The following is a 25,678-nucleotide window of genomic DNA, read 5'->3' on the forward strand; positions in this document are numbered from 1 at the left end:
GTAAATGATGATTTGATATTTTAGGAATTTTTAACGTTTTGAATAATATTTTAGGCACAGACATTGTTTATTTATATACCAATTACTAAAATATTATATTATGAATAATTCAGATTATAACAAAGCGGAAAATGCAGTTAATCAAACAGAAAACTCTTTAAAGAATGTAGCTGATAATGCGAAATGGAAGATTAATGAATTAGCGGATAAAGTGAAAGATTATATCAATGAAAAAAGAGATAATGATCAGGAAGCAACACAGGAGGACTGGTTAGATAGAGTGAAATCAAATGTTTCTGATGCATGGGAAGATATTAAAGATAAAGCCGACGAAGCATGGGAAAGTACAAAAGATGCAGCGGAAGACGTTAAGGCTGAATGGAGAAAAAAAACAAATTAATTTTAAGATCGTATACTACAAACTGTCCGAAGCTGATAAAGTTTCGGACAGTTTGTAGTTTATATATGTACTTATTGATATATACCGCATAAATTGTATACAAAATAATAATAGTTTTTTTTGTCGTTTTTTGAACAAACTTAGTGTGCAATGAATAGAGAATTGATATTAAATTTAAAGCTGGTATATTTGTATAGTATCTTATTAAAATGAATTTTACCCTTATTAAAGAATTTATGACTCTTCTCGAGGAATTTGAGTCAGATAATAAAACATCTTCTTATCCATCTACTATTGAAGGCTTTAAATTATGGGTTTCGGGTGGAAAGAAAGTTGATTGTGAGAATATTCTTGATGAACCGTATTGGGAAGGAAAAGAGAATGGAAGAACGGCTGAAAGTGCAATTAGTACATTACTGGTCCATCTCAACCGATATGCTAAGACTTATTCAAAGTCAGCTATCATTAATTCTGAATTTTCGACTCAGGAAGACTTCATCTACCTGATTAATTTAAAAGCTTTTGGTGAAATGAATAAAATGGCACTTATCAAAAAAAATATTCATGATAAGCCAGTAGGTATGCTTATTATTGCCAGGCTGCTTCGTCAGAAACTTGTAGAACAGACAGAATGTGACGTGGACAAAAGAAGTAAGCTTATTCGTATTTCAGAAAAGGGACTGGTTGTTATCGAAAGACAAATGGAAAAAATTCGTCAGGCAACAAATATTGTTGCCGGAAATCTTACCCATAAAGAAAAGATGGACCTTATCCGTATTCTAAATAAGCTCGATGCTTTCCATTATCCCATTTTTTCGCGAAATATTCATTCTGATGAACTTATCAGTACTGTGTATGATGAGTATACATTTAACATTTCTTAGAATATAAAGTGAAAATTAAACAGAGTTTTTAAAAGCTAAATTGTAATTTTTTATAATATTCAATTTTCAAGATTTCAACTATAAACAAACTTCTATCTCTAGAAATACTAAACTTATCCTCTTTTATGTTCCGACCTAGGAAATGTAGATACTTTCTCCGACGAGCAGTTGTACAAGAGAATTCATCCCTTGAATAGCCTATCATTTTATATGGTACTTTTTATTTACATAATAGTGAATGCTTTTTTTAATATCTATAATTTATTGAAATTCATTTGAAATAATCATATATATATGTTTATTTTTAGATTTATTGTGATGGAATACAAAATATTTCGTATTTTGGATTAACTATTAAAATAATAATTTAAACAGACTGAGAATATTTAAAATAATAATTCTAATGCCTGGATTGTTATTTTTAATAACTAAAAAAAGAAAAGTCTCTAATTTTTGATATACTGTATGAAGAAGTATCCAATTCCTTTGAATGAAGTAGAACGAATGAGGAAGCTGGAGTATTTTGACCTTTTATATCTAGGAAAAACGCCGCAGCTAGATATTTTTGCAGAAACAGCATGTATGGTGACAGATTGCCCAGCAGCGCTTATTGCCATGATGGAAAGCGAAACCCAGACCATCCAAAGCTGTGTGGGAATTGCTCTTGATTTTGTAGACAGGAAAAACACTTTATGTCAATATTCTATTTCAAGCGGAGATATTGTAATTATTAACGATACTTTATTGGATGAAAGATCATCAGATAACCCACTTATTTTGGCTGGGGGAATCCGCTTTTATGCAGGAGTACCTCTTATTGATGATGAAGGATTCGCATTGGGAACCATCTGTGTTATTGATTATAAACCTAAAACAATCACAAACGATCAGGTTTTAACACTAAAAAAAATAGGAGAGGCAATCACAAAAGTCCTGATGGGAAAACGAAAAAATATTCAGGCTGAGTATTTTCAACAGACTTTTACCATTTCCAATAACCTGATCTGTGTTCTGGATAAAGACTTCTTACTGAAAGAAGTTAATCCGGCTTTTGAAAATGCATTGCAGAGGGATAAGAGCCAAATTCTTAACCAGAATTTTCTGGACGTTGTAGGAGCTCACAATTCTCAGTTGCAATTACTTTCCAAAAATCTTCCTGATACGGATGAAGAAGTAACATTCACTACTTCAACGAATATAGATGATAACAAAAGCATCATTGTTGAATGGTATTTAAAGCTCAATCAAAATCATTCAGAGATATTTTGTTTTGGAATCAATATCACCCAACGTATTGAAGAAAAACTTAAACTGGAAAGCTCTGAACGCCGGTTCAGAAGCTTCTTCGAAAACGCCATAGGATTGATGAGTATGCATGATATGGACGGAAATATCATTGCTGTAAACGAAAAAGGAAGAGAAGCCCTGCAATATTCAACAGAAGAAGTGGAAAGCTTAAATTTAAAAAACCTTGTTCCCCAAAAAAACTGGCCTCTTCTTGAGCAATATCTTGAAAGAATCAACAAAAATCAGGAAGATTTCGGAACTATGATCCTGAAAACAAAAGGAGGCGAAGAATTGGTCTGGATGTATCACAATCTTGTGGAGATCAATAAAGAAGGAAATCCTTATGTGATAAGTACTGCACTGAATATTACTGAAAGAATAACTTTGGAAAAAGATCTGGTTCATACCAAAAAGATGTTGGAACAGACAAGTGCTGTTGCCCAGGTGGGAGGATGGGAAGTGAACCTTAAAAACAATACTGTTCTGTGGTCACAATCTACCAGAGAAATCCATAAAATAGATAAAAATTTCCAACCTGATTTTGAAAATGCACTGGGTTTCTATAGTGAGAAAAGCCGGCAAAAGCTGGAATTATTATTCGAAAAAGCCACAAAAGAAGGCATTCCCTACGATGAAGAATTACAGCTTGTACAAAATGACGGTGTAATGATCTGGGTACGAGTAAAAGGCATACCGGAATTTGAAGACGGCGTATGCTCCAGAGTTTACGGAATTATTCAGAATATTGATACCTTCAAAAATATTTATCTTGAACTGGCCAAAAAAGAGGCTATGCTGCAGTCTTTTGTAAAATATGTACCTTCTACAGTAGCCATGTTTGATAAGGATCTTAATTATCTTTCTGTAAGCAGAAGCTGGAAAGATCAGTTTCAGATGAACGACATCAGACTTATTGGTGAAAATATATTTAAGATTTCCCCTAATGTACCGGATGAAAGAATAAAAATATACCAGGATGCACTGGGAGGAAAGGCCTACAAAAATGATAATATGGCCATCGAAGTTCCAGGCAGAGAAATCATTCAGCATTACAGTGTAGAAGTGACACCATGGTATCTTTCCAGTAATATCATAGGCGGGATTATTGTTTCTGCACAGAATATTACAGCCTCTGTGAAAATCAATAAAGAACTAAAAAATGCCAAGAAAATGGCGGATACTGCAAGTAAAGCAAAATCTGAATTCTTAGCCAACATGAGCCATGAAATCCGGACTCCACTGAATGGTGTTATTGGTTTCTCTGATCTCCTTTTAAAAACTCCATTGAACGATATACAGACTCAATACCTCAATTATATTAATGAATCAGGCGAAAATTTATTGAATATCATCAACGATATACTTGATTTTTCTAAGGTAGAATCCGGAAAAATGGATCTTATAATTGAGAAGTCTAATATTTATGATATGGTAAGCCAGGTTATTAATGTCATCCTTTACCAATCGCAGAAAAAAAATACTGAATTACTGTTGAATATAGAACAGGGACTTCCTGAAATGATATGGCTGGATGAATCAAGGCTGAAACAAATTTTGATCAACCTCCTTGGAAATGCTGTGAAATTTACATCGCAGGGAGAAATAGAACTTAAAGTAGAAAGACTGAATCTGGACAGCAAAAATATCAAACTCAGATTTTCCGTAAGAGATACCGGAATTGGCATTGCGAAAGAAAAACAACAGTATATTTTTGATGCCTTTACTCAGGAAAATAGCTCTATCAGCAAACAATATGGCGGAACAGGTCTCGGATTGACCATTTCAAATAATATCCTAAGATATATGGGAAGCAGTCTGTCATTGGTGAGCGAACTACAGAAAGGATCTGTTTTTTATTTTGACATAGAGGTTCCTTATGAAATGTCTGAACACACTGAGTATGAAGATCTGAAAATAAACAAGGTACTTATTGTAGATGATAATGAAGCCAACAGAATTATTATTCAGCACATGCTTGCCTATAAAAATATTGATTCAAAGCTTGCTTCTAATGGAATGGAAGCTCTACAGATATTGCTTGCAGGAGAGCGTTTTGATGTTATTCTGATGGATTATCATATGCCTATTATTTCCGGACTGGAAACGATAGAAAAAATCAAGGAACTATTCAACAAACAAAATAAATCTTTTCCTCTGATTATTCTTCACACGTCTTCTGAGGAACACGATCTTATTAATTCTTTCCGCCAGGAAAACGATTCGTATTTCTTGCTGAAGCCTATCAAGTCTGAAGAGCTCTATAAAACATTAAGAAAAGCGGTAAAAAATACAGAAAAGGAGATCATCACAATCCCACAACCGGAAACTGAAACTTCTATACTTATGCAGGCACCACAGATCTTACTGGTAGATGATAATCCGGTCAATATGGTTCTTAACCATAAAATGATGCGTTCACTGGTTCAGGATGCACAGCTTACTGAAGCTACAGACGGGCTTCAAGCTGTTTTACAGTGTAAAAGAAAAATATTCAATATCATTTTAATGGATGTTCAGATGCCGGTAATGGATGGTCTTGAAGCTACCAAACAAATCCGCTTAATTCCGGAATATTCCAATGTTCCGATTATTGGGGTAACTGCAGGTAATGTACTGGGAGAAAAAGAGAAGTGCCTGGATTCCGGGATGAATGAATTCCTGCCTAAACCTTTAAGACAAAATGATTTGCTGGAAATGCTGAAAAAATATATTCCTAATGAAAATCTCCCGGGTGAGGATTTGTCAGATCAAGAAAATGATCTGGATATAAATCTTCTGAGTGAACAAATAGGGGATGATGATGAAGATTTCAGAAAAGTATTTCTGAATCTTGTATTACAGCAACTTGTTCAGGCTGAAAAAGATATTAAAAAAAACGCAGCAGAAAAAGACAGTACCCATCTGAAATTGATTCTTCACAAGCTCAAAGGAACAGCAGGAACAGCAGGACTGGTAAAGCTTTCGGAACGTACTGCCAACTGGGAAAATAAAGCAGAGCCTGATATGGATTTTATTTCCATGGAAGAGGAAATTATCCACGAGATAACAACAGGATTACAACTAATTAAAAATTTAATACAATAAAAAACTAAAATTATGCTGATTCTAATCGCCGAAGACGACGAACTGATTCTAAAAACGATTGAACACAAATTATTAAAAGAAGGACACGAGGTGATCCTGACCCGAAACGGGAAAGACGCTATCGAAACCCTTAAAACCAGAGAGGTAGATCTGACCATCACAGATATTATGATGCCCTTTGCCTCGGGAATTGAAATACTTTCAGCCATTCACAGCATGGGGAAGCAGATACCGGTAATCATGCTTTCCAGTATGGGGCAGGAAGAAGTGGTACTGAATGCTTTCGACCTCGGAGCAGCCGATTTTATTGTGAAGCCCTTCAGTCCCAATGAATTGATATTAAGAATAAAAAGATTTTCTTCAAAATAAACTACAGCCATGTTACTCACCACTTCTGTACATTTTCTTTTTCTGGTTTTCCTGGGAATGCTATCCTTAGTACTCTTACTGATCATCGGTGTACTGATTTATGGCTTTTATCAGTACAGAAAATCTGTTCAGACCTTCAGATGGTCCGAAGTGATCAATAAAAAAATCTCGGAAGTGATTGTATATGATAAGGAAGAAATGCCTGTAGATCCTAATTTTTCAGCAGCTTCAGACAGTTCTTCATTCAGAAATCTACTCCTTCATAAACTGGCAGAATCTGAGAAAAAATTTTCCGGGGCAGCTCAAAATAAACTTAAAGACCTATTTCAGCAGTATGGCCTTCACGAAGAAGCATTGAAAAAACTGAATCAAAAGAAAGAACACATCATTGCAGGAGGAATACAGGAACTTACTGCGATGCATGTGGAAGAAGCATTGCCAAAAATTTCTACATTTTTAACCCATCCTTCAGCTCAGGTGTATCAGGAAGCGCAATATGCGATGGTGAACTTTAAGGGATTCGAAGGTCTTCATTTCCTGAACAGTATTTCCGCCAGAATATCAGAATGGCAGCAGCTTCGTCTGCTTATTTCTATCACCCATATTCCTGAGAACTCGGAGGACATTATTAAAAGCTGGATGGAAAGTTCTAATGATTCCGTAATCATTTTTACCCTTAAACTTTTAAGAAAATTTCAGATATTATCTCTGTATCCTGTAGTTACTTATTTATTGGATCATCCTGCTGTTGACGTAAGAGTACAAGTAGTACAAACTTTATTATCATTGGAAAATTCTTCAACCATTAACCATCTTATGGGAACATATCTACATCAGCCGGTTGAAGTCCAGAAAGAGATGCTCAAAGTCATGAAAAAGTCAAAAGACCAATGCAGTACAGATTTTCTGAAAAATCAATTATTGAACAATACTGATTCAGGGATAAAAGTTCATGCTGCAGAGGCTTTGTGTGCTTTGGAACAACAAAAATACCTGAAAGAAGTATCTCAAAAAGAAAACTCTTCTGAAGAATTGATTCAAATTATTAAATACGCAATACAGGAAAAAGTATGTTAGAATTCTCACACATCATATATGAAGTTGTTATCTGGCTGTTTTTTATTTACGGAACAGCAGTAACTCTTATCTATGGCTGGATAGGAATTTATGCGCTTGGCGCTGTATTGCGTTATAAAAAAGAAAATACATCTACAGACTACAGCATCATTGCGGCAAATCCCAATTCGCCTGTATTCAGCGTTATTGCTCCGGCATATAATGAAGGAATGACCATAGTGGAAAATGTACGTTCCCTTTTATCCCTTTACTATTATAATCTGGAAATTATCATTGTGAATGACGGAAGTAAGGATGATTCAATTCAGAATCTGATCGAAGCTTATGAACTTGAGCCTGTAGCTTATTTTATACAGGGAAAAATAGAAACCAATGAAGTAAGAGGCGTTTATAAAAGTAAAAATCAGGCCTTTAAAAAACTGATTGTTGTTGATAAAGAAAACGGAGGTAAAGCAGATGCTTTAAATGTCGGCGTCAATATTTCTTCCGGGGAATATCTGGTTTGCATTGATGTTGACTGTATTCTTGAGCAGGATTCGATTTTAAAACTTGCAAAACCAATGCTGGAGCAAACCGACAAAAAGTTCATTGCATGTGGTGGAGTGATTCGTCTGGCTAACAATTGTGTCATCGAAAATGGAAAAATTGTATGTGTCAATATGCCGAAAACACTCTTGGGAAGGACACAGGCATTGGAGTATATAAGAGCTTTTGTTCTTGGACGTATGGCCTGGTCCAGAGCTTCAGGATTGATCCTGATTTCTGGTGCTTTTGGAGTATTTGACAGAAAAATTGTACTGGCCTGCGGTGGTTATGATAAAAAGACGGTGGGAGAGGATATGGAGCTGGTTGTAAGGATGAGAAAGTACATGGAGGAAAAAAACGAACCTTATGAAGTACTTACTATTCCGGATCCTCTATGCTGGACAGAAGTTCCCGAATCCAAAGATATTCTCAGAAAACAGCGGAACAGATGGATGCGCGGTACTATGGAAACCCTGTGGAAACACAGAAGACTAATGTTCAATCCGAAGTATAAAAAACTGGGAATGATCAGTCTTCCTTATTGGTTCTTCTTTGAATTTCTGGGTCCACTCATTGAATTTTCAGGATACATTATCTTTATTGTCTTTTTATTACTGGGAATTATCAACTGGCCATTCTTTATTGTACTGTTTGCTCTCGTGATTTCAATGGGATTCCTCTATTCTATTTACGCCATACTGGTGGATCTAGTAAGCCATCGGGTTTATACCAAAAGAAAAGACTTCCTGAAATTAATTTTTACAGCTTTTTCTGAGCCTTTTTATTTTCATCCAATTGTAGTAAAAGCAGGGGTTAACGGATTTATTGATTATTTCAAAAAATCCCATGGCTGGGGCGAAATGACAAGACAGGGTTTTAATCAAAGCATACAGCATTTACCTCTGAAAAAAAGAATATATGCTATACTTCAGGTCGGGCTCAAAAAGTGGGGAATGCTGGCGTTGGTTTTCTTTGCTTTATTTTTAATAGGAGTGACCGCAGAAATATTATGGTATAAATATACCTTTCCAAAATTTGAAACATCAGCCATTATTGGTCATCTTTTCTTTGAAAATATTTTATTTGCATTTCAGCTGTTATTCTGTGTTGGAATTTTATATCTGATCATTAATTTTATCAAAGAAGAATGGGCAATAATCCTGGGAATATTAGCCTTGGCTATTGTAGCGGTTACACAATATATCTTATTCCTATATTTTTCTGAAAGCCGTAACGTACTTGGGGCGGATATTTTATACTACAGTAAAGAGGAGATGAAGCAGATTTTGCAGGCAAGTGGAATGCTTAACTTTAAAAACTTTGCTTTACTGGGAATTTTAATAACAGTTTCTTTTGTTCCTTTATGGATTGCAGGCAAAACAGCTTTAAAATCAATCTATCCGGGACTGACACTCTTGGTTTTCGGTTTAGTGTCATTCTTTATCCCTTCCAATATAATAGGAGGAAAAGTTCTGAGTTCTGAGAATGAGTTTAACCAAAATGCAGCAAAAAGTAAATGGGCTTATTTCTTTAAATCCAACGAAGACAATTTCATAAGTGATCACCCGGAACTGAATGAACTGCTGAGCGAAAATGAAGGCTTTACTGCAGATGCAGAAATGATCGATAAAAACTTTCCTTTCTGGAGAAAAGAAAATACCCCGGATTTCTTAGGAGCTTATATTACCAAATCAGACAAGATTCCTAATCTTGTTTTTCTCATTATGGAAGGTTTTGGACATGCTTATACATCCCCGAAAGGATATATCGGTAATTTTACCCCTTATCTTGATTCTTTATCCCATAAAGGATTGTATTGGGAAAACAGTTTAAGCTCAGCAGGAAGAACATTTGGAGCACTGCCATCATTAACAGGATCACTTCCTTTCGGAAAGAACGGCTTCCTTGAAATAGAAAAAACACCGGAGAATTTCAATCTTTATAATATTCTAAAAGCGAATGGTTTTGAAACCGGATTTTATTATGGAGGTCATGTATCATTTGACCGCTACCGTGAGTTCCTGGAGTATAGCGGAGTAGATCATATTATAGATGAAGCTTCATTCAGCAGTCCTTATCTTAAACTTCCTGCCAATAATGGAGAAAGCTGGGGATATGAAGATCAGGCTGTTTTCAATAAAATGCAGCAGGAGCAAAAACCACAGAATCAGCCGTATTTCAATATGATACTTACACTTTCAACACACAACCCTTTCTTAATCAACAATAAGGATCATTATGAAAAGGTGTATAACCAAAGGCTTAACTCCGGGATTTTAACTCCGGAACAGAAAAAATGGGCAGCTGCCCACAAAGATCAGTTAATTTCAGTATTGAATGCTGATGATGCTATAAAAGGGTTCTTTGAAAATTACAGTAAACGTCCCGATTTTAAAAATACAATTTTTGTTATTACAGGAGATCACAGTATGCCTGAAATTACTTTGGAATCTAAAATTGACAGATTCCATGTGCCATTATTAATCTATTCACCATTACTAAAAGAATCAAAGCGTTTTCACAAAACAGTAAGCCATTTTGATATTGCGCCTTCTATTTTAGCATACTACAGAAATAATTATAAAATCACTACCCCTTCTACAGTTACATGGGTTGGAAGAGGTTTCTCTGCAGATTCTGAAATCAGTAATGTGGGAATCCCTATGATGCAAAGTAAAAACCAGCTTATTGATTTTGTATCTGAGAAGTATTATATCCATGACGGCCAGCTTTTCACGCTTAAAGCCATGCAAGAAGATGCGTCTAATGATGCTGCAGCCAAAGGTAAAATCAATGGTAGGTTCAATCAGTATAAAAGCATGAATGCTCAATTTTATTCCACGAAAAAACTAATGCCGGATTCAGTAATGGTGAATTTTAAGAAAAAAACAAAGTCAAAGTTTTAAAACTTTCGGGTATAGCCTAAAGTAATATCAAACTGATTTCCTTTCTCACCCGGACGGAATTCCTGGTTATAGTACATTGTTCCCACAGAAAAGAGATTGACGGAGCGGTAAGAAAAATTATACTCAGCACCCACTTTAAAGGTTTTAAGTTTAAAGGTCTCATTTTCCAGAAGGTTATTTCGGAATTCTTCCGGGCTTATTCCGCTTCCTATCTGAAAAGCAAAATAGTCCTGAGCTCCTTTAGTATAATAACGAACCGTTCCCGTATAAGAATGGGAAATGTTTTTGCTGTCAGGAGTTATATAAGTACGGAGATTGAACCAGAAATTTTTATAATATTTTCCTACAGCAGCAGTATACATCCAGATGCTGTTACTGAAATGAAGCTGACGGTAACCTAATTCAGCCTCAAAACTATGGGGAAGATTGGCATTCAGGGAAAACCCAGTTCGGTATTGCGGAAAAAGGCCTACATCATCAGAATACCCTCCACCAACATACAGATAGAACATTTTAGAAAGTCTTGGATACGCTTCCAATTCAACCTGTGTACCGCCCTGTGCAAACTTGTTCGCGTAGTTACCCCGAAGAATTACAGAACCAATAGGGGTAATCCTTTTGTAACTCACCCCAACGATATGCCAGTCATTATCAAACTGTTTGTCAAAATGGGAATAATTGTAAATAATTCCAACAGCATTTTTAGAAGACAAATCCTTGATTCTTACTGCAAGAGCCGTTGCTTCCGTATTTTTTGGATTAATAGATAAAAGAGTCGTTACTGCTTTGTCTGCTTCCTCATAATTATTCATTCCAAAATATACTTTTGCTTTCAGAAGCAGCAAAGCCTCAGATTTAGAATGATAGGAAAGTCCTTTATCTATAATTTCGCTAGCCTTTGTATTCTGATCATTCCAGTATTCCAATGAAGCATACGCTAGAAAATAATCTTCATCCTGAACATCTCTTTTTGCGAGGCTATCAAATACAGCTCTTGCCGCAGCCAGATCCTTATTCCAAGTATATAGCCTTCCCAGGAAAATTGAAATATCAGTATAATTAGGAGCTTTTTCCAATGCTTCTTTAGCCAATGCTATAGATGTAGTATAGTCTTTCTGATCGAAAGCAGTGCTACGGGCTTTACCAAATAATTCATCAGCACTAAGGTTTTGTTGGCTATATATGGTAATAGGAAAAAGTAATGCTAATAAAAAGGTCGGATATCTTTTCATTGAGGTTTATTATTAATGAGCTGTATCTTGTATCACAAATATATTGAACTTTTATCTCTCAAACTAGAGATTATTCATCAAAACTTATTTTTTTAAGATTATTATTCTCAAAAACATCAATAAAAAAGCTTTTAGATATAGTTTACTTTTTCTGAGAAAGCACTCAAAGCAGCAGTGGAAGAAAAAGATTCTGAAAGAAAAGCAATGTCCTATTATATGACATGTTCTTTGGTTTTTTAAGAAACTTTGATGACGGGACCGAATATATCAAAAAAGGCCTTCAGGAAAAGGCACTTCAGAGTTTTGATTGTATTAGCAATGCTTCTTATGATATGTCCCTTATTTGGAAAGCGGCCTTCAGGCGAAAGATTGGATCGTATAAAACAATCGCCTTAATTTAAAGAGGGAAAATTTCGAAATATAAATCATACCGCGCAGGTGACTCAAAGCCTACATGTTGCGTTGTACGATTATCTTTTTAAGAAGTCAAAAAAAAGCAAGCCTCTTCGCACCATTCCTTCAAAAAGTATTGATTGGAAGCTGTTATTAAATGGTCAGGCTGGGTTAGTTTGGTTGGGGCATTCTTCTTATTTTCTTAGAGTGGATCGTAAAAATATTTTGATTGATCCAGACTTAATCTTACTGATAGATGGATCATTATGTGAAGCGCCTTTTGCAGAACCATTTAGCGCATAGACCTTGCCATTCTTCGCCGTGCCATCGATCTCTTTGTAACCTGAGCAGTAGACCTCTAATCTATTAACGGAAAAAGGCCATTCTCCTATATAGTTCTGTTTGATAAATATAAACGTGTTTCCTGCCTGAGATGAATTGCAGGAGGAGATCAGAAGAAAGATTTAAAAATAGAATAAGATTTTTCATGAAATAGTATATATTTCTGACAGATTTAGAAATGTCAGCATTCAGATTTTTACGGAATTCCGTAAAAATTAAAAATTCTCAAGATCCTACACTATAATGAGTTATTCCGGCTGAATGATAACGAACCTTACGAATGGGAATTCATTTTTAATATGGTCACGAATACGGTGTATGGTCTCTGTGATCTCTTCTGTATCAAGATGATCTTCGAAATCGATGATCAGCATCAGTACAACTTCTTCAGGTGACTGGTACGTAGAGAGTATACTTTTTGTTCTGACGACAGCAGTATCTTTTTCAGCCAGTTTAGCAATCTTTTCTCTTGTTTCAGGTGCTATGCCTTCACCCATCAGCAGGCTCCTGCTTTCCCTGGCCAGAATAAGCGAGACAAAAACCAGTATTAACCCTACGATTACCGATGCCAGCCCATCCAATTCCGGAATTTGTAACCAATGACTGATCCCCATTAATATCATAACAACAAGCAGACCGGCCACTGCGGCACCATCTTCAAAAACCACAAGAAAGCTTCCCGGATCTTTACTTTTGATGATCGCATCCCACCATCTCAACCCGTTGCGGGTCTTGTTAAATTCTTTTACAGCGATAAACAAAGAGGTCCCCTCGAAAATAAGGGAAAGTATCAATACAATATAATTCCAGAATGGATCTTTCATCACCTCGGGTTTAATAATGTGTAAGATTCCCTGATAGATGGATAAAGCACCCCCTAAACCAAATATAAGAATTGAAACCACGAAGGACCAGAAATAGAGCTCCTTGCCGTACCCAAATGGATGAGACTCATCTGCAGGCTTCCTGCTCCTTTTGATTCCATATAAAAGCAGCAGCTGATTCGCGGTATCTACTGTTGAATGGATTCCTTCGGATATCATTGAAGAACTGTTAGTAAATGCCCCTGCAATAAACTTTGTCAGAGCGATCACTAGGTTAGCGGCAAGTGCACTGTAAATTGATTTGTGATTATTGGCCATTAATGATGAATATTAATAAGAGAACAATAAAATTACTTCAATACATTAAACAGATATATTCCCTATATGAGCTGGTGTACTTAAATCATTAATAAAAATATGGCTTTTGTTTCAAAATAAAAAATATCTTAACAGATACTTAGTATTGAATTTTCTAATTAAAACAATTTTATCTCTTTCCCTATCATCTTAGGATCAACATATCGATCATTCTTAAAAGCAATAAAAAATCAGTAAAAATCTTTTCGGTACTACGAAAAAGTAGTGATTTTATATGATTTCTCTTGTTCAACTTTACATGACCAGCAATCATTAAAATCACTATTATGAATATTGAAAGAACAGAATTTATAGCCTGGATGGAGAGAATTATGGAAAGATTTGATCTACTGAAAGAGCAAATGATTAAGAACCAATCCAGATTTATAGAAGTAGACGGAGAGCAGCTTCTGGATAACCAGGATGTTTTACAGCTTTTAAAAATAAGTTCCCGATCATTACAACGGTATAGGACAGATAAAAAGCTGCCTTACTATACCATCAGCGGAAAGCTGTATTATAAGCTTTCTGATGTCCACCAATTGATCAGAGAATGTTTAAACTCTTGATAGTAACAAGACCTTCACAGCCAAATCATTCATCACCCTTCCAATCTTTAGGATTTTCTTCATTGACCAATACCTTGGTTCTATTAAATGAAATACAATGGAAAGTGAATTGATAAACCCTCAGGCACCCAATGAACTCAAACTGACAACAGATACACTCCTTATCCTGAACATTCATACCAATCAGGTTGAAATGGTCAAAGGAATTGATCAAGATGGTAATCTTCAAAAAGTTCCTCCACAAGAAAAAGAGGATAATGAGCCGCTGATCAGAGTTGATAAACATGGAGATCTATTCTCCAATTTCTTTTCTAATTTTTACCGGCAGCTTAAAAATCCCACGAATTTCAACTTTTTCAAAGTTTCAGAATACGATGCTGTCAACACCGCTAAGGATCTTCAAAAATATGTTGATCAGGCCTCTCCCGAAGAAAAAGAAAAGCTGAAAGACTACGAAATTTTACCGCAACATAACAACAATCCAAAAAATCAAAATACAATGGACAACAACACAGACAATCAGGAATATCGTTTTCAGCCAGAACAGATCGACTGGAAAACGATGGAAAAATTTGGACTTAATCAGGAGAAGCTTGAAAAAATGAATGCAATGGATTCATTACTCAGAGGATTTAAAACCAATACTTTGATTCCCATAACCATTAATCTGGGAACAGCAGTCAGTAGGATGGATGTTCGGCTATCTCTTCAGACAGGAGATGCAGGTCAAGTTGCCGTTCATCTGCACGGCATCCGAAAAGAACCGAATCTTAACAGTAAATTCTTAGGTCACCAGTTCACGGATGAAGACAAAAAGAATCTGAAAGAAACTGGGAATATGGGCCGGGTAGTAGATCTGGTCAATCCTAAAACAGATGAAATCATTCCATCTGTTATCAGCCGTGATCGTTTAACCAATGAATTGGTTGCTTATAGAGCGGAATACATGAAAATCCCTGATGAAATAAAAGGAATTAGGCTTGATGAACATCAGAAACAAACCCTATTGGAAGGAGCACCATTGTATCTTGAAGGCATGACCTCTAAAAAAGGTGAACTTTTCGATGCCACCGTACAATTCAATGCAGATAAGCGGTATGTGGAATTTCTGTTCAACAATAACCAGATACCGCAACAAAGTCAACAACATCATCATAACCAACAACAAACTCAACTTTCGGATAAAGAAGCACCCAAAGTATTCAGAGGAAAAGAACTGGACGATTCACAGTATGGAAAGTTCAAAGCCGGGCAAACCGTGTACGTTGACGGTCTTACAGATGCTAAGGGTAAAGCCTATCAAGGTTATATTACCTTCAACAAAGAAACTTCCAAAACCGACTTTTCATTTATTCATCCTAATAAACTTAAAGAGGAGGCAAAACCTACAGAAGATCATAAGACTCAAACTGCTGTGAACACCCAAGGTAAAACCAATGAAGCTACTAAAAATGTGAAGGAGCCTTTAGAATCAAAACAGCAGCAGCCTACCCATAAACAGCAGGAGGATCAGCAAAAAAAGGTTAGAAAACCAAGAGGACAAAAACTATAATAATCATCTAAATCCTTGATATGAAAGCAATCATCGCAGAAAAACCGAGTGTCGCAAGAGAAATCGCACAATTATTAGGAGCCCATGAAAAGAAAGATGGTTATTTATCCGGTAACGGCTATTGTGTCACCTGGGCATTAGGACATCTGATCGCCTTAGGAATGCCGGAGGATTATGGTATAAGGGGCTTTAATAAAGCCTCTTTGCCTATCTTTCCGAAACCTTTTATTCTAACTCCCAAAAAACTAAAGAACCCCAACGGCTATGAGCCTGATCCTTTCGCTTTAAAACAACTCAACACCATAAAACAAGTCATCAATCAATGCAGTAGTATTATTGTCGGAACAGATGCAGGAAGGGAAGGAGAGTTGATCTTCCGCTATATCTATCACTACATACAGTGTAATAAACCTTTTGAAAGACTCTGGATCAGTTCCCTTACCGAAAAGGCAATACAGGACGGATTTAAAAACCTTCAGCCAGGCGATGCCTTTGACGGTTTGTATCAAGCAGCTAAAGCCAGAAGTGAAGCGGACTGGCTGGTAGGAATCAATGCCACTCAGACATTAACCATTGCAGGAAACCATGATGTTTATTCATTAGGCAGAGTACAAACACCAACCCTTGCTTTAATCTGCCAACGGTTTCTTCAGCATCAAAACTTCACTAAGCAAAAATACTTTCAGATTCAGCTGAGCCATAGAAAAGAATATACGGACTTCACAAGCCTCTCACTATTACAATGGGAAGAAAAAAAGCAGGCAGAACAAATCCAAAAATCCATAGAGCGGGAGGGAAGAGCTGTTGTACAAGATGTATCCATTACAACAGTACAGGAACAGTCTCCTTTACTTTTCGATCTTACAGAGTTACAGAAAGAAGCCAACAGGAAACTGGGGCTTTCTGCCGATGAGGTTTTACAGATTGCTCAAAGCTTGTACGAAAAGAAATTCATTACCTATCCCAGAACCGGCAGCAAGTATATTCCTGTAGATTTATGGACTGAGATTCCTGAACTGGTGAGGATTCTTAATACAGCCGATCAATTCAAGCCACCCATATCTACTTTAAAATTCGGAAACTTCAACAAGCGGATTGTGAATGATCTAAAAGTGACAGACCATCATGGTTTACTTATCACTACGAAAGTTCCATCAGCACTTAGCGTTACGGAAAAAGCCATTTATGATATGATTGCTTACCGTTTATTAGAATCCTTGTCCCATGCCTGTACTAAACAGGTCAGCCACATCATTATCAAAGTACATCATTATGAATTCCAGATCAAAGGCTCTGCAATCCTAGAGAAAGGCTGGAGAGCCATCAAAGGAATTCTATCTGACAATGAAAATTCCAATAATAAAAATGAAGTCCTTACTGAACTTCCGGAATTCAAAATCGGAGATGAGCTGAAAATGTCAAAAACAGAACTACTGGAAAAAATAACGCAACCTCCCAAACTTTTTACTGAAGCAGATCTTTTATCAGCGATGGAAAATGCAGGCAGATCTATTGAAAACAAAGAAGAACAGAAAGCGCTATCCAATATCGGTATCGGAACCCCGGCTACCAGAGCCTCCATTATTGAAACCCTGCTCAGCAGAAACTATATCATCCGGAAAAGCAAAAACCTGCATCCCACAGAAAAAGGCTTGCAGGTTTACAACCTTGTCAAAGACAAAAAAATAGCCAATGTCCAAATGACCGCAGAATGGGAAATAGCACTGGACAGAATTGAAAAAGGAGAAATCAACAAAACCCAATTTATGAACAATATCCAACACTACACAGCAGAAATCACCAGCGAACTTTTATCACTTCATATCCCCCAAGAAAACACGCCACAATTAAAATGCCCCAAATGCAAACAGTACAATCTTATCATTAAAGACAAAATCGTAAAATGCCCAGATGAACAATGCAACTGGATTCTCTTCAAAATTATATGCGGAATACAACTCAGTGTTAAAGATATTACTTTACTATTAACTCAAAATAAAACATCATTAATCAAGAATATGAAAAGCAAAAACGGGAAGAAGTTTGATGCTTATATATTTTTAAAAGAAGATTTCAGTACAGCATTTGAGTTTAAAAAGAATATTTAGCTAGATTAAGGCATTAACATGTAATGCGTCCGTTCCGGCAATTTTAATAATTAATGAGGATAGAATGTTTTTAAGCATTCTATCCTCATTAATAAATTTAGTTTAAAGGTTTCCTACCTGTAAAAATGTTGATTAGGACTACAATAACTGCAATCACCAAAAGAGTATGAATTAAACTTCCTGTATCCATGCCCGGAATAACTCCAAGCATTCCTAAAAGCCATACAACGATGCATATTACTGCAACAAGCCATAATAAATTTCTCATAATACTATATATTTTGTTTAGTGGTAATTTTTAAGGATTTTCTATTGATGCCGCGACCCCTTATGCTGGTAACTTGGATTTTTATAGTGAGCTTTATAACTCAAATGAAGAGGGACTGTTATTGTATTGTAATTGGTATTGTTTTCATACAAGGTATCGGATAAATCAGGTACATTGTAACGGAATTCTTTACCGTTCTTATAAAGCTTATTATCATAACTTCTGTAAATCTGATTTTCTTTATAAGTATTTCCGTCGGGAGCGATATATAAATTTTTCTTTTTGCCTTTCTTTCGCAGGCCCAGATAAAGCAAAGAGCTTCCCGCAGCCAAGGCCAATGCTATTTTTACTATATTGTTCATACGATAGATATTTCTGTAAAGAGTTACAACTTTTTTGCCATTATTAGAAATGTGGTACATTTTGTAGGGATTTATTGAAGGTCAGAATATTCTTGTATAATATGAGCATTGAGGATACCCGTAAAAATCTCATATCGTTTTTTCTTATATTTGCGGAAACGTTAATCATGAAAAAACTATTGTTTCTGAGTGTAATCTTTTTTGCACATCTTTGTTCCTGCCAGCTTACCAGAGATTCAATCATAGTCCTACGTAGTAATAGTTCTCTTATTTATCCTTCCTTTAGTCCGTCTTGTTATCGAACAGGAGATTATAACAAAAAATATCAGCCCCAGGATATGCTTTTTGTAACAGATATTACTGAATGTAAAGGGTATTCGAGTACAAAAGATATTATAGGTTTTTATTTTGATGGAAAGAAGTACTATATGGAAGATAATTCAAATGAAAATGAGATCTATGTAAAGGGTAAACAAAAACAATTAGCTGACATCAAAACTAAATTCAATAATCTTACACCTGTTGAAAAAGATAGTCTTGACTCTTGGTCAAAAAGATTCTCGGAGGTTTATATGCGCAAACTTAAAAACGAGGTTTACGATAAGATTTTCAGTAGAGAGAAAAACGGAATTGCCATCATTTCTGCATTTCCTACAGAAGATTATTCATTTACAGGGGCAGAGTTTAAAATATTAAACTTCAGCAAAAAAACAATTAAATATATCACTTTCAATTTTTACGGTAAAAATGCTGTAAAAGATAGAGTAGGAGTTAATATAAGTAGAAAAGGAATAGGTCCGGTTGAAAGTTTAGCTTCAGGGACATGGTCTTTTGACAATGTTTGGCTTACTGATATCGTTCAGACATTGAAATTAGTATCTGTGAATATTATTTATATGGATGGATCAAAAAGACTGGTTACAATTACAGATAAGCATAGAATTGATCAGGAAGATTTGGATCGTTTAAATAACTTGATGGATTAGGGAGATACCATTCTTTGATAACGCTTTATAAAAATGTACTACTCCAAGCTAGTACAAACAAGGTTAAAAATTCCATTAAAGAAAACTTTTAATGGAATTCCTTTTATTTAAAATTTCATTTATTTTACTACTATTAAAACCTATTAGTGAAAGTACACAGCAAGTAAGTAAAACTCGTAATTTATTAGTTTCTTCTAATAATTCTCGCCCTGCTAGCTCATTTCCTTTCCTTTCGTAAAAATGAGAATAATAATTTCTAGTTTTTACTACTCGATCAACTTTAATATTGCTATTTCGAACAAGGTCTATGATATTGAAATTATTTATTAAATCGTTTATTCTCTCCTTTAGCTTCTTATCAGTGCCTATAAATCTATGATGATAACCTTCTAAAGACTGTATAATAGTTAGGAAATCAAGACTTGAAAAATATCCTTTCTGTTGAATGCTAGCTATTAAATGATTCCGAATTGGAGCGAGGCGGTCACTTTCTTTAAACCATTTTAGTATTACTTCAGGAAAAATATCAGAAATATCATCATAAGTAAATAAAAAATTTGTAGAATCAACTTTTTGTGTGGACTCTTTCTTACTTACGTAATATAATTTTATAGGATCGGAATTCTGCTGCATAACATCATTATATAAAAAAAGTTCAGTTATTAAAACAGGAGTTTGTGTTGCCAATGTTACAAACTTGCAAACAAGAAATACCTTTTCTAATAAATCTGAAAAAGTCTTTTTTTCTTTACATATTATTGATAGAGTGGTGTCTTGGTTAAACTTAAATTCTGTGTGTTCAAAATTTCCATTAAATTGACCATTGCCACTAAGGGTTAATTGATATCCTTCTGTGATATCAAAACTCTTTTTCCAGTTGGAAGCTTGATCCGCAGAAACTTCCACTTTTTTTACCTTATTACTGTGTTCACAAAAGTAAAATGAACGTTCAATAATGGCAGGGTGTTTCCATTGGGAAAGAATTGGTGTGTGTAAAGAAATTTGATTAAAGAAATTATCTTTAGTAGAATTTAAATGTAAACCTTCTAAGACATAAAGACATTCATAAGTACTTAAGTGGACAGAATTCGAAGTATTTATATTTAGTGATTCTCGACAATTAAATAAAGTTATTTTTTTACTATCAATAAGATTACCATGTATTGCTTCTACAGTCGATACCTTATTTTCCAATATTGTGTTTATTATACTTTCTGATTCTGTATTATAACATCCAAACAATTCTAATACTATCTTGTCAGGTGTAATTATTAATGTTCCACCAATTTTGTTTTTTGGATCACTTGGTATATACCAAAGTCCTTTGAATTCTTTATTTTTTTTCATGGATTTATATAACTGAAAATATTCTGATACATTCTTTATAATTGTGTGTTACAATAACATTCTGATTTCTATATTAATTTATTCTTTACCAGTCCCATCTATTTTTCTTCTTGGTTTCTAACGAGTTTTTATCAACATCTTCCATTAAATTGTCTTCTGCATTTTTCGCTGGATTGTACCAATCAAGTTTTTTTTCAGCCCAGTCAATCCATTCTTTATTTATGGTATTATTAGATTTCATATAATCAAAATATTCTTTTAGAATCATAAACTTCTTCCATCGATGGGCATCATTATAAAAAGAAATAAATTTGGTAAGCTCTTCGCCCTTCAATTTTTGTTTTGCTTCTTCAATCTTTCTAAGCTCCTCTCTTTTGTCACTTTCAATTTTCCACACTCTTCTGTTTTCAGCCATTCTTTGAAACTCAGTTTCAACTTTTATCAAAATTTTTTCGATTTGATCTTCAACAAGTAATTTTTCTGTGTCTGCAAATTCAGTTGTTCCATATTGTACGATCTTAACTGCTAGTTTACCGTTTGCTATTAAATCTCTGCTTTTCCATCCTCTTTCATTCGTTGTATCTTTAATATTACTTTTTTCTTTAATGTATAATGTAATTTTATCTTGATACGCAGCGAATTTTAATCCTTCAGAATCTACGTTCACCTTATATCCTAAAATCTTAAAATTCTTAATTAAATTGTCCAATATTCTTAATGAACGAGAAACATTTTTGGGTGAAACAACAATATGGGGCAATCCACTATCCGTATGAATCGTTCCTATTATTTTTGCATAATCACGAACTTTTTTGTTCTCAAGGTTAGCTTGCACTTTGCTAACAATTTCGTCAGGTTTACTTAACCGTTCAGGTACTTTTAAAATTAATGCGGAATTGCTTTTAATCTTTTCAGTAACAATTTGCTTGAGTGAATTTATGGGATTAGGTTCATTTTTAGTTCTATCTACATGAATTTTGATCTCTTTTTCATTTTCTTGTTGTGGCAATGGGGTTTTTACTACTTTCTTCCCAAACTGTAATTTTTGCCAGTATCCCATAGGGGGTAATGGGATATCAAATTTTTTGCAGATCTTTCTTAGTCCATTATCAGATAAGTTAAATTCTTTAGATAGTGTAGTTAAAGGTGTAACCCATACCTTATCATAGAGTTCTCTTCGAGTAAGCTTAATGAGGTCATTCATTTTAAGTACAGTATTTAGTAATATTAAATTCTGAAGTTATTAATGATTAAGTAACAAGTATTTTTAAAATCGTGCGTTTATAAATTAACTTACTGTTTCGTTATATTTTAAAAAATTAGCAAGTACGCCTGAAGGCGTTTTAGCATTTTTATCAAGAATTTTGGTATTGGCGAAAACAACAAAGTTATCTTTGGCTCTCGAAACGGCTACGTTGAGCATATTGGGTTTGTTGTCTCTATCGAAAAACAGTGTTCCTTTATCTTCATCACCATAGACCATAGAAAATAAGATAATAGGTCTTTCTGCTCCTTGTAGAGCGTGAACAGTACCTATTTTAAAGTCTTCAACTTTAAATCCTGCATCTTTTAAGGCTGATTTTAAACTGTTTTTTTGTCCGGTAAATGGAGTAATAATACCGACAGCATGTTCAATGCACTCATATTTCTTTTCAATTTCTGTTTTGTTCTCTGTCAGCCAGTTAATAATTGTTTTAACTTCTTCAATATTAAACCTGCTGCCATTTGGGTTTCTTGTAGATTGGCCATCAACGTGAATACAATGCATTGGCGGGAAAAGTAAATCATTTTTTGCTTTTCCTCTTAATGGAATAAGTTTACCATCATAAGCTAATACATTGCAGTAATTAATGATTTCATCATAACATCTTCTGTGTTCAGTTAGCAGTACTCCTTTTTCTTGTAAATTGGCTTCCTTAAATCCTGAGGCATTTTGAGCCATTTTCATAATACTGCCGGTAGAAGAAAGAAAACCTTTAGGATCAAATTCTTTTTCGTAAACAATATCATCATATTCCTCGATAATTTCACACTTTTTAAGGTTACCGATATCAATTTTATGGGTAACATTCCAAATGGGTTCTATCTGCTTTACATCTCCTACAACAACAGCTTGTTTAGCTAAAGCAAATGTGGCGATGCCTACTTCCGGAGAAACCTGGCCTGCTTCATCAACGATTAGAAGATCTATAAAATTAAATAGAGGCGGATTATCATGTATTTTGTTGCCTTCTCCATTCATCCTTAAAAATTTATAAAAACTGAAAAACTTTGGTGCCATGTAGAATGTACTGAAAAAGCATGGGGTTAACATAGCATGTCTTTTCCATCTGTTTATCATAGGCTCTTTCCCTTTTCCATTAAATTTAGGATCGAAAAGATCAGATTCAAGCTGTAGTAGATACCTTCCTTCCCAGTAATGTAAAGCCAATTGAAATGCTTTATGACGCAGTGAAATATCAAGCTCATCATAAAAACAGTTGGCACTTATTTTTTCTTTTATTTTTAAGTGCTCAAACTCCCAATACTTTTCTTCCGAACGTGGAGGGTTACCTTTAATTGAATTGTTATTCTTCCATAGTTTCCATTTTTCAATGGAACCCATAATCTTTTTAGCAGTATTTATCTTAGAATCTATGATATCAAGAATTTCATTTTTCTTGAACACAAAATTTTCAGGAATTGCAATTTGGGAATCTCTTAGAATTATTTTTACTTCCGAAGCACGGTTTTTCAGTGCCGATTGTATTCCCAGGAAGCAAAAGAACTTTCTAAAGAATGGTTCATTGCTAAAATAGATAATGATATTTTGTTCAGTTTTAGTGAGGTTTTCAATATCATTTTTGAGTACATCTTCATTGAGTAAATCTTCATGATAATACTTGGAAATTTTTGAATTATCAAGAAGGTAATGAGAGGTAAATACATGTTCGGATTGTAAATAAGCCTTCCACGTATCTCCGGAGTCTTGTAGGATTTGTTCAATATCTGAAATTTCTGTTTGTAATTTTTGAACTACAGAAGACAAACTGAGAGCGGAAGAATTAAAGTATTCGTTACTTTTCTGTAAAAAATATTCTTTAGTATCCTGTAGAAACTCTGAATTTTCAATGTCATTAAAAAGGCCGTTACCATTTAGTTTTTTATAGTTAATCCCTTTTAATTCGCTTTCTTTTTTATTGGTAGAGGGAAGATAAGTAGCATATCCGTCAATATCTGGAATCCACCTGCCTTGTAATTTTCCTTCTCCTGTATTGGACCGGGAAAAACTGTCTATGATATTGGTAACTGCCTGGTTGTTGGTAGAACAGGCTAAAATAATTGGTGCATCTTCTCCTTTTAGTGCGCTTTCAACCATCTTATTAGCGACAATACTTTGTAAAAGTGTTGTTTTTCCGGTACCTGGTGGACCATTAACAGCAAAAACCTTTTCACTAGATCCTAAAAGAGTATTTAAACTTTTTCTTTGCGAAATGGAAATAGGAAAATCAAAACCCATCTGCCCGAGATGCAGCTCATTGGTATTTATTAAATCAGGTACAGTAATAGGTAACTTTTCCTGATTATTGTTTAAAGTTATAAAAGACTGTAAAAGTTCGGGAAGATTCTTTTGGTGAAGAATTTTTTCATACAGCTCAATGATTCCCATTGCTGCATTCATTTCCTCTTGTGGAAGTAATACTATGGCATTAAAGATCGTTTCATAAGCTCCTGACTGATATTTGCATAGCTGCTGCCCGGTAACTTTTTTAAATATATCCTTTACATATTGTACATATTCAGGATATTTTGAATAATTTTCTTTCCCTAGCGTAGTGGCTAAATCTACTTCTTCAATACTCCCAAAAATAAATTCAGTTCGTTCATCAGCAAGAGGTTCCAGATACTGTCTTTGAAATAAAGGAAACATTTCGTCAGGAATATAGAGTTTTCCATTTCTGTCTAAATAAGTAGAGTACCAGAAGGGAAATTTGGGCTTCTTATCTCTGAGATGAACGAGATGGTCTGATGCCGGTTTAAGCTTAAAGGGTGCTATAACAATAAATACATAATCTATGGTGATCCAGTCTTCATCATCTTTATTTTTAATCCCTCTTTTTTCATTGATCCTTCTTTCTTCAAAATCAATAAGTGTATTAACTTTTTTAAGATCAGCAATAGAATTGTCTTCAATTTTGAAATCTTCAATTTCAAAATGCTGAGCAACATCAATTTCAATATTGGTATTAAGGGAGTCTGTTAAATTCTTTTTCCAGTAGGTGAGCCATTTATAATGTTTTTGATTCATTTTTGATTGTTAGTAGAAGTGATGTCAAGCTAAAATAAGACAATTATATGAGATTACTTTATGGGAATCCGTAAAAATGTGCAATCTGATTAATTGGTTATGATTTATTTTTAAACGATTGCTTTTGTGTACTTTCTTTGAAAACTATTTACAATTCTTTTTTTATGTTTTTCAGTATATTTTAGTTATAAGCAAAAATAAATTACGTTATATTTGTTAAAAATGATCAAGGTATACTTATGTTAACTGGGTATGCAAGAATAAGCAAATTTGAACAAAGCCTCTATTTACAAACTGAGGCTTTACAGAATCTCAGAATTAAAAAAGGTTTGTTGACAAGGTCAGATAGGATAAGGGCGAAAAATGAGGGAGGCCAAAAGTATTAAGTGAAAATTTCAAGAAAATTGCCTCTTTGGTAAAAGGTTTATATGAGAGTGAAAATATTCCTTTAAGGGCAGTATGAAAGAATTTAATGTTGGAAGTAGGGCAATTTTTTATACAATAATTAAATCATAAAA

Annotated in this window: 17 protein-coding genes; 10 read left to right on the forward strand and 7 right to left on the reverse strand. The window is 34.6% G+C overall.

Annotation, left to right across the window (positions count from 1 at the left end):
• Nucleotides 1-100 precede the first annotated feature (100 nt).
• From JO178_RS10325 to JO178_RS10350, 6 genes are all read left to right on the forward strand, one after another.
• Entirely contained in the window at nucleotides 101-400 is a 300-nt protein-coding gene (locus JO178_RS10325; RefSeq protein ID WP_291935069.1) for a hypothetical protein, read from the forward strand.
• A 209-nt stretch (nucleotides 401-609) separates the two neighbouring features.
• Nucleotides 610-1,284 carry a MarR family transcriptional regulator gene (locus JO178_RS10330; RefSeq protein WP_291935071.1) on the forward strand — a complete coding sequence of 225 codons (675 nt, stop codon included), beginning with the start codon at nucleotides 610-612 and terminating at the stop codon, nucleotides 1,282-1,284.
• 465 nt (nucleotides 1,285-1,749) lie between these two features.
• Nucleotides 1,750-5,655, forward strand: a complete 3,906-nt coding sequence (locus JO178_RS10335; protein ID WP_291935073.1) for a response regulator — start codon at nucleotides 1,750-1,752, stop codon at nucleotides 5,653-5,655.
• A 12-nt stretch (nucleotides 5,656-5,667) separates the two neighbouring features.
• Complete coding sequence (locus JO178_RS10340) at nucleotides 5,668-6,024, forward strand: response regulator (RefSeq protein ID WP_291935075.1); 357 nt, start codon at nucleotides 5,668-5,670, stop codon at nucleotides 6,022-6,024.
• 9 nt (nucleotides 6,025-6,033) lie between these two features.
• Entirely contained in the window at nucleotides 6,034-7,101 is a 1,068-nt protein-coding gene (locus JO178_RS10345; protein ID WP_291935077.1) for a HEAT repeat domain-containing protein, read from the forward strand.
• The gene (locus JO178_RS10350) at nucleotides 7,095-10,532 is read left to right on the forward strand and encodes a sulfatase-like hydrolase/transferase (protein WP_291935079.1); all 3,438 of its coding nucleotides are present in this window, start codon (nucleotides 7,095-7,097) and stop codon (nucleotides 10,530-10,532) included. Before JO178_RS10345 ends, JO178_RS10350 begins: the two co-directional genes overlap by 7 nt.
• On the opposite strand, the gene JO178_RS10355 is transcribed toward JO178_RS10350, so the two are convergent.
• Both JO178_RS10355 and JO178_RS10360 read right to left on the reverse strand, forming a co-directional pair.
• Entirely contained in the window at nucleotides 10,529-11,764 is a 1,236-nt protein-coding gene (locus JO178_RS10355) for a YaiO family outer membrane beta-barrel protein (protein WP_291935081.1), read from the reverse strand. The genes JO178_RS10350 and JO178_RS10355 overlap by 4 nt on opposite strands.
• A 983-nt stretch (nucleotides 11,765-12,747) precedes the next feature.
• Entirely contained in the window at nucleotides 12,748-13,641 is an 894-nt protein-coding gene (locus JO178_RS10360; RefSeq protein WP_291935084.1) for a cation diffusion facilitator family transporter, read from the reverse strand.
• 326 nt (nucleotides 13,642-13,967) lie between these two features.
• Between JO178_RS10360 and JO178_RS10365 the strand changes: the two genes are divergently transcribed.
• The 3 genes from JO178_RS10365 to JO178_RS10375 all read left to right on the forward strand — a co-directional run bounded on the left by JO178_RS10365 (nucleotide 13,968) and on the right by JO178_RS10375 (nucleotide 17,909).
• The gene (locus JO178_RS10365) at nucleotides 13,968-14,249 is read left to right on the forward strand and encodes a helix-turn-helix domain-containing protein (protein ID WP_073174892.1); all 282 of its coding nucleotides are present in this window, start codon (nucleotides 13,968-13,970) and stop codon (nucleotides 14,247-14,249) included.
• Nucleotides 14,250-14,346: 97 nt separating this feature from the next.
• Nucleotides 14,347-15,801, forward strand: coding sequence for a DUF3945 domain-containing protein (locus JO178_RS10370; protein ID WP_291935088.1), 1,455 nt, complete (start codon nucleotides 14,347-14,349; stop codon nucleotides 15,799-15,801).
• 20 nt (nucleotides 15,802-15,821) lie between these two features.
• Entirely contained in the window at nucleotides 15,822-17,909 is a 2,088-nt protein-coding gene (locus tag JO178_RS10375) for a type IA DNA topoisomerase (protein ID WP_291935090.1), read from the forward strand.
• Between the two features lie 97 nt (nucleotides 17,910-18,006).
• Here JO178_RS10375 and JO178_RS10380 read toward each other — a convergent pair whose 3' ends face one another.
• On the reverse strand, nucleotides 18,007-18,177 hold the full coding sequence (locus tag JO178_RS10380) for a lmo0937 family membrane protein (protein ID WP_291935092.1): 171 nt from the start codon (nucleotides 18,175-18,177) through the stop codon (nucleotides 18,007-18,009).
• Nucleotides 18,178-18,218: 41 nt separating this feature from the next.
• Nucleotides 18,219-18,539 carry a hypothetical protein gene (locus JO178_RS10385; RefSeq protein WP_291935093.1) on the reverse strand — a complete coding sequence of 107 codons (321 nt, stop codon included), beginning with the start codon at nucleotides 18,537-18,539 and terminating at the stop codon, nucleotides 18,219-18,221.
• Nucleotides 18,540-18,706: 167 nt separating this feature from the next.
• Here JO178_RS10385 and JO178_RS10390 point away from each other — a divergent pair, with 167 nt between their 5' ends.
• Complete coding sequence (locus JO178_RS10390; RefSeq protein ID WP_291935095.1) at nucleotides 18,707-19,525, forward strand: hypothetical protein; 819 nt, start codon at nucleotides 18,707-18,709, stop codon at nucleotides 19,523-19,525.
• Nucleotides 19,526-19,600: 75 nt separating this feature from the next.
• On the opposite strand, the gene JO178_RS10395 is transcribed toward JO178_RS10390, so the two are convergent.
• From JO178_RS10395 to JO178_RS10405, 3 genes are all read right to left on the reverse strand, one after another.
• Nucleotides 19,601-20,872, reverse strand: coding sequence for a HEPN domain-containing protein (locus JO178_RS10395; protein ID WP_291935097.1), 1,272 nt, complete (start codon nucleotides 20,870-20,872; stop codon nucleotides 19,601-19,603).
• A gap of 85 nt (nucleotides 20,873-20,957) precedes the next feature.
• On the reverse strand, nucleotides 20,958-22,076 hold the full coding sequence (locus JO178_RS10400) for a hypothetical protein (protein ID WP_291935099.1): 1,119 nt from the start codon (nucleotides 22,074-22,076) through the stop codon (nucleotides 20,958-20,960).
• A gap of 84 nt (nucleotides 22,077-22,160) precedes the next feature.
• Nucleotides 22,161-25,160 carry an AAA domain-containing protein gene (locus JO178_RS10405; protein ID WP_291935100.1) on the reverse strand — a complete coding sequence of 1,000 codons (3,000 nt, stop codon included), beginning with the start codon at nucleotides 25,158-25,160 and terminating at the stop codon, nucleotides 22,161-22,163.
• Between the last annotated feature and the right edge of the window lie 518 nt (nucleotides 25,161-25,678).

The sequence above is a fragment of the Chryseobacterium sp. genome, assembly GCF_019236175.1.
Classification (GTDB): Bacteria; Bacteroidota; Bacteroidia; order Flavobacteriales; family Weeksellaceae; genus Chryseobacterium.

What these genes read in the sequence shown, in the direction of transcription:
- JO178_RS10400 (WP_291935099.1), bottom strand. Translation starts at nt 22,076, where the DNA reads ATGAATGACCTCATTAAGCTTACTCGAAGAGAACTCTATGATAAGGTA.
- JO178_RS10385 (WP_291935093.1), bottom strand. Translation starts at nt 18,539, where the DNA reads ATGAACAATATAGTAAAAATAGCATTGGCCTTGGCTGCGGGAAGCTCT.
- JO178_RS10330 (WP_291935071.1), top strand. Translation starts at nt 610, where the DNA reads ATGAATTTTACCCTTATTAAAGAATTTATGACTCTTCTCGAGGAATTT.
- JO178_RS10355 (WP_291935081.1), bottom strand. Translation starts at nt 11,764, where the DNA reads ATGAAAAGATATCCGACCTTTTTATTAGCATTACTTTTTCCTATTACC.
- JO178_RS10335 (WP_291935073.1), top strand. Translation starts at nt 1,750, where the DNA reads ATGAAGAAGTATCCAATTCCTTTGAATGAAGTAGAACGAATGAGGAAG.
- JO178_RS10345 (WP_291935077.1), top strand. Translation starts at nt 6,034, where the DNA reads ATGTTACTCACCACTTCTGTACATTTTCTTTTTCTGGTTTTCCTGGGA.
- JO178_RS10370 (WP_291935088.1), top strand. Translation starts at nt 14,347, where the DNA reads ATGGAAAGTGAATTGATAAACCCTCAGGCACCCAATGAACTCAAACTG.
- JO178_RS10380 (WP_291935092.1), bottom strand. Translation starts at nt 18,177, where the DNA reads ATGAGAAATTTATTATGGCTTGTTGCAGTAATATGCATCGTTGTATGG.
- JO178_RS10360 (WP_291935084.1), bottom strand. Translation starts at nt 13,641, where the DNA reads ATGGCCAATAATCACAAATCAATTTACAGTGCACTTGCCGCTAACCTA.
- JO178_RS10325 (WP_291935069.1), top strand. Translation starts at nt 101, where the DNA reads ATGAATAATTCAGATTATAACAAAGCGGAAAATGCAGTTAATCAAACA.
- JO178_RS10340 (WP_291935075.1), top strand. Translation starts at nt 5,668, where the DNA reads ATGCTGATTCTAATCGCCGAAGACGACGAACTGATTCTAAAAACGATT.
- JO178_RS10375 (WP_291935090.1), top strand. Translation starts at nt 15,822, where the DNA reads ATGAAAGCAATCATCGCAGAAAAACCGAGTGTCGCAAGAGAAATCGCA.
- JO178_RS10395 (WP_291935097.1), bottom strand. Translation starts at nt 20,872, where the DNA reads ATGAAAAAAAATAAAGAATTCAAAGGACTTTGGTATATACCAAGTGAT.
- JO178_RS10350 (WP_291935079.1), top strand. Translation starts at nt 7,095, where the DNA reads ATGTTAGAATTCTCACACATCATATATGAAGTTGTTATCTGGCTGTTT.
- JO178_RS10365 (WP_073174892.1), top strand. Translation starts at nt 13,968, where the DNA reads ATGAATATTGAAAGAACAGAATTTATAGCCTGGATGGAGAGAATTATG.
- JO178_RS10405 (WP_291935100.1), bottom strand. Translation starts at nt 25,160, where the DNA reads ATGAATCAAAAACATTATAAATGGCTCACCTACTGGAAAAAGAATTTA.
- JO178_RS10390 (WP_291935095.1), top strand. Translation starts at nt 18,707, where the DNA reads ATGAAAAAACTATTGTTTCTGAGTGTAATCTTTTTTGCACATCTTTGT.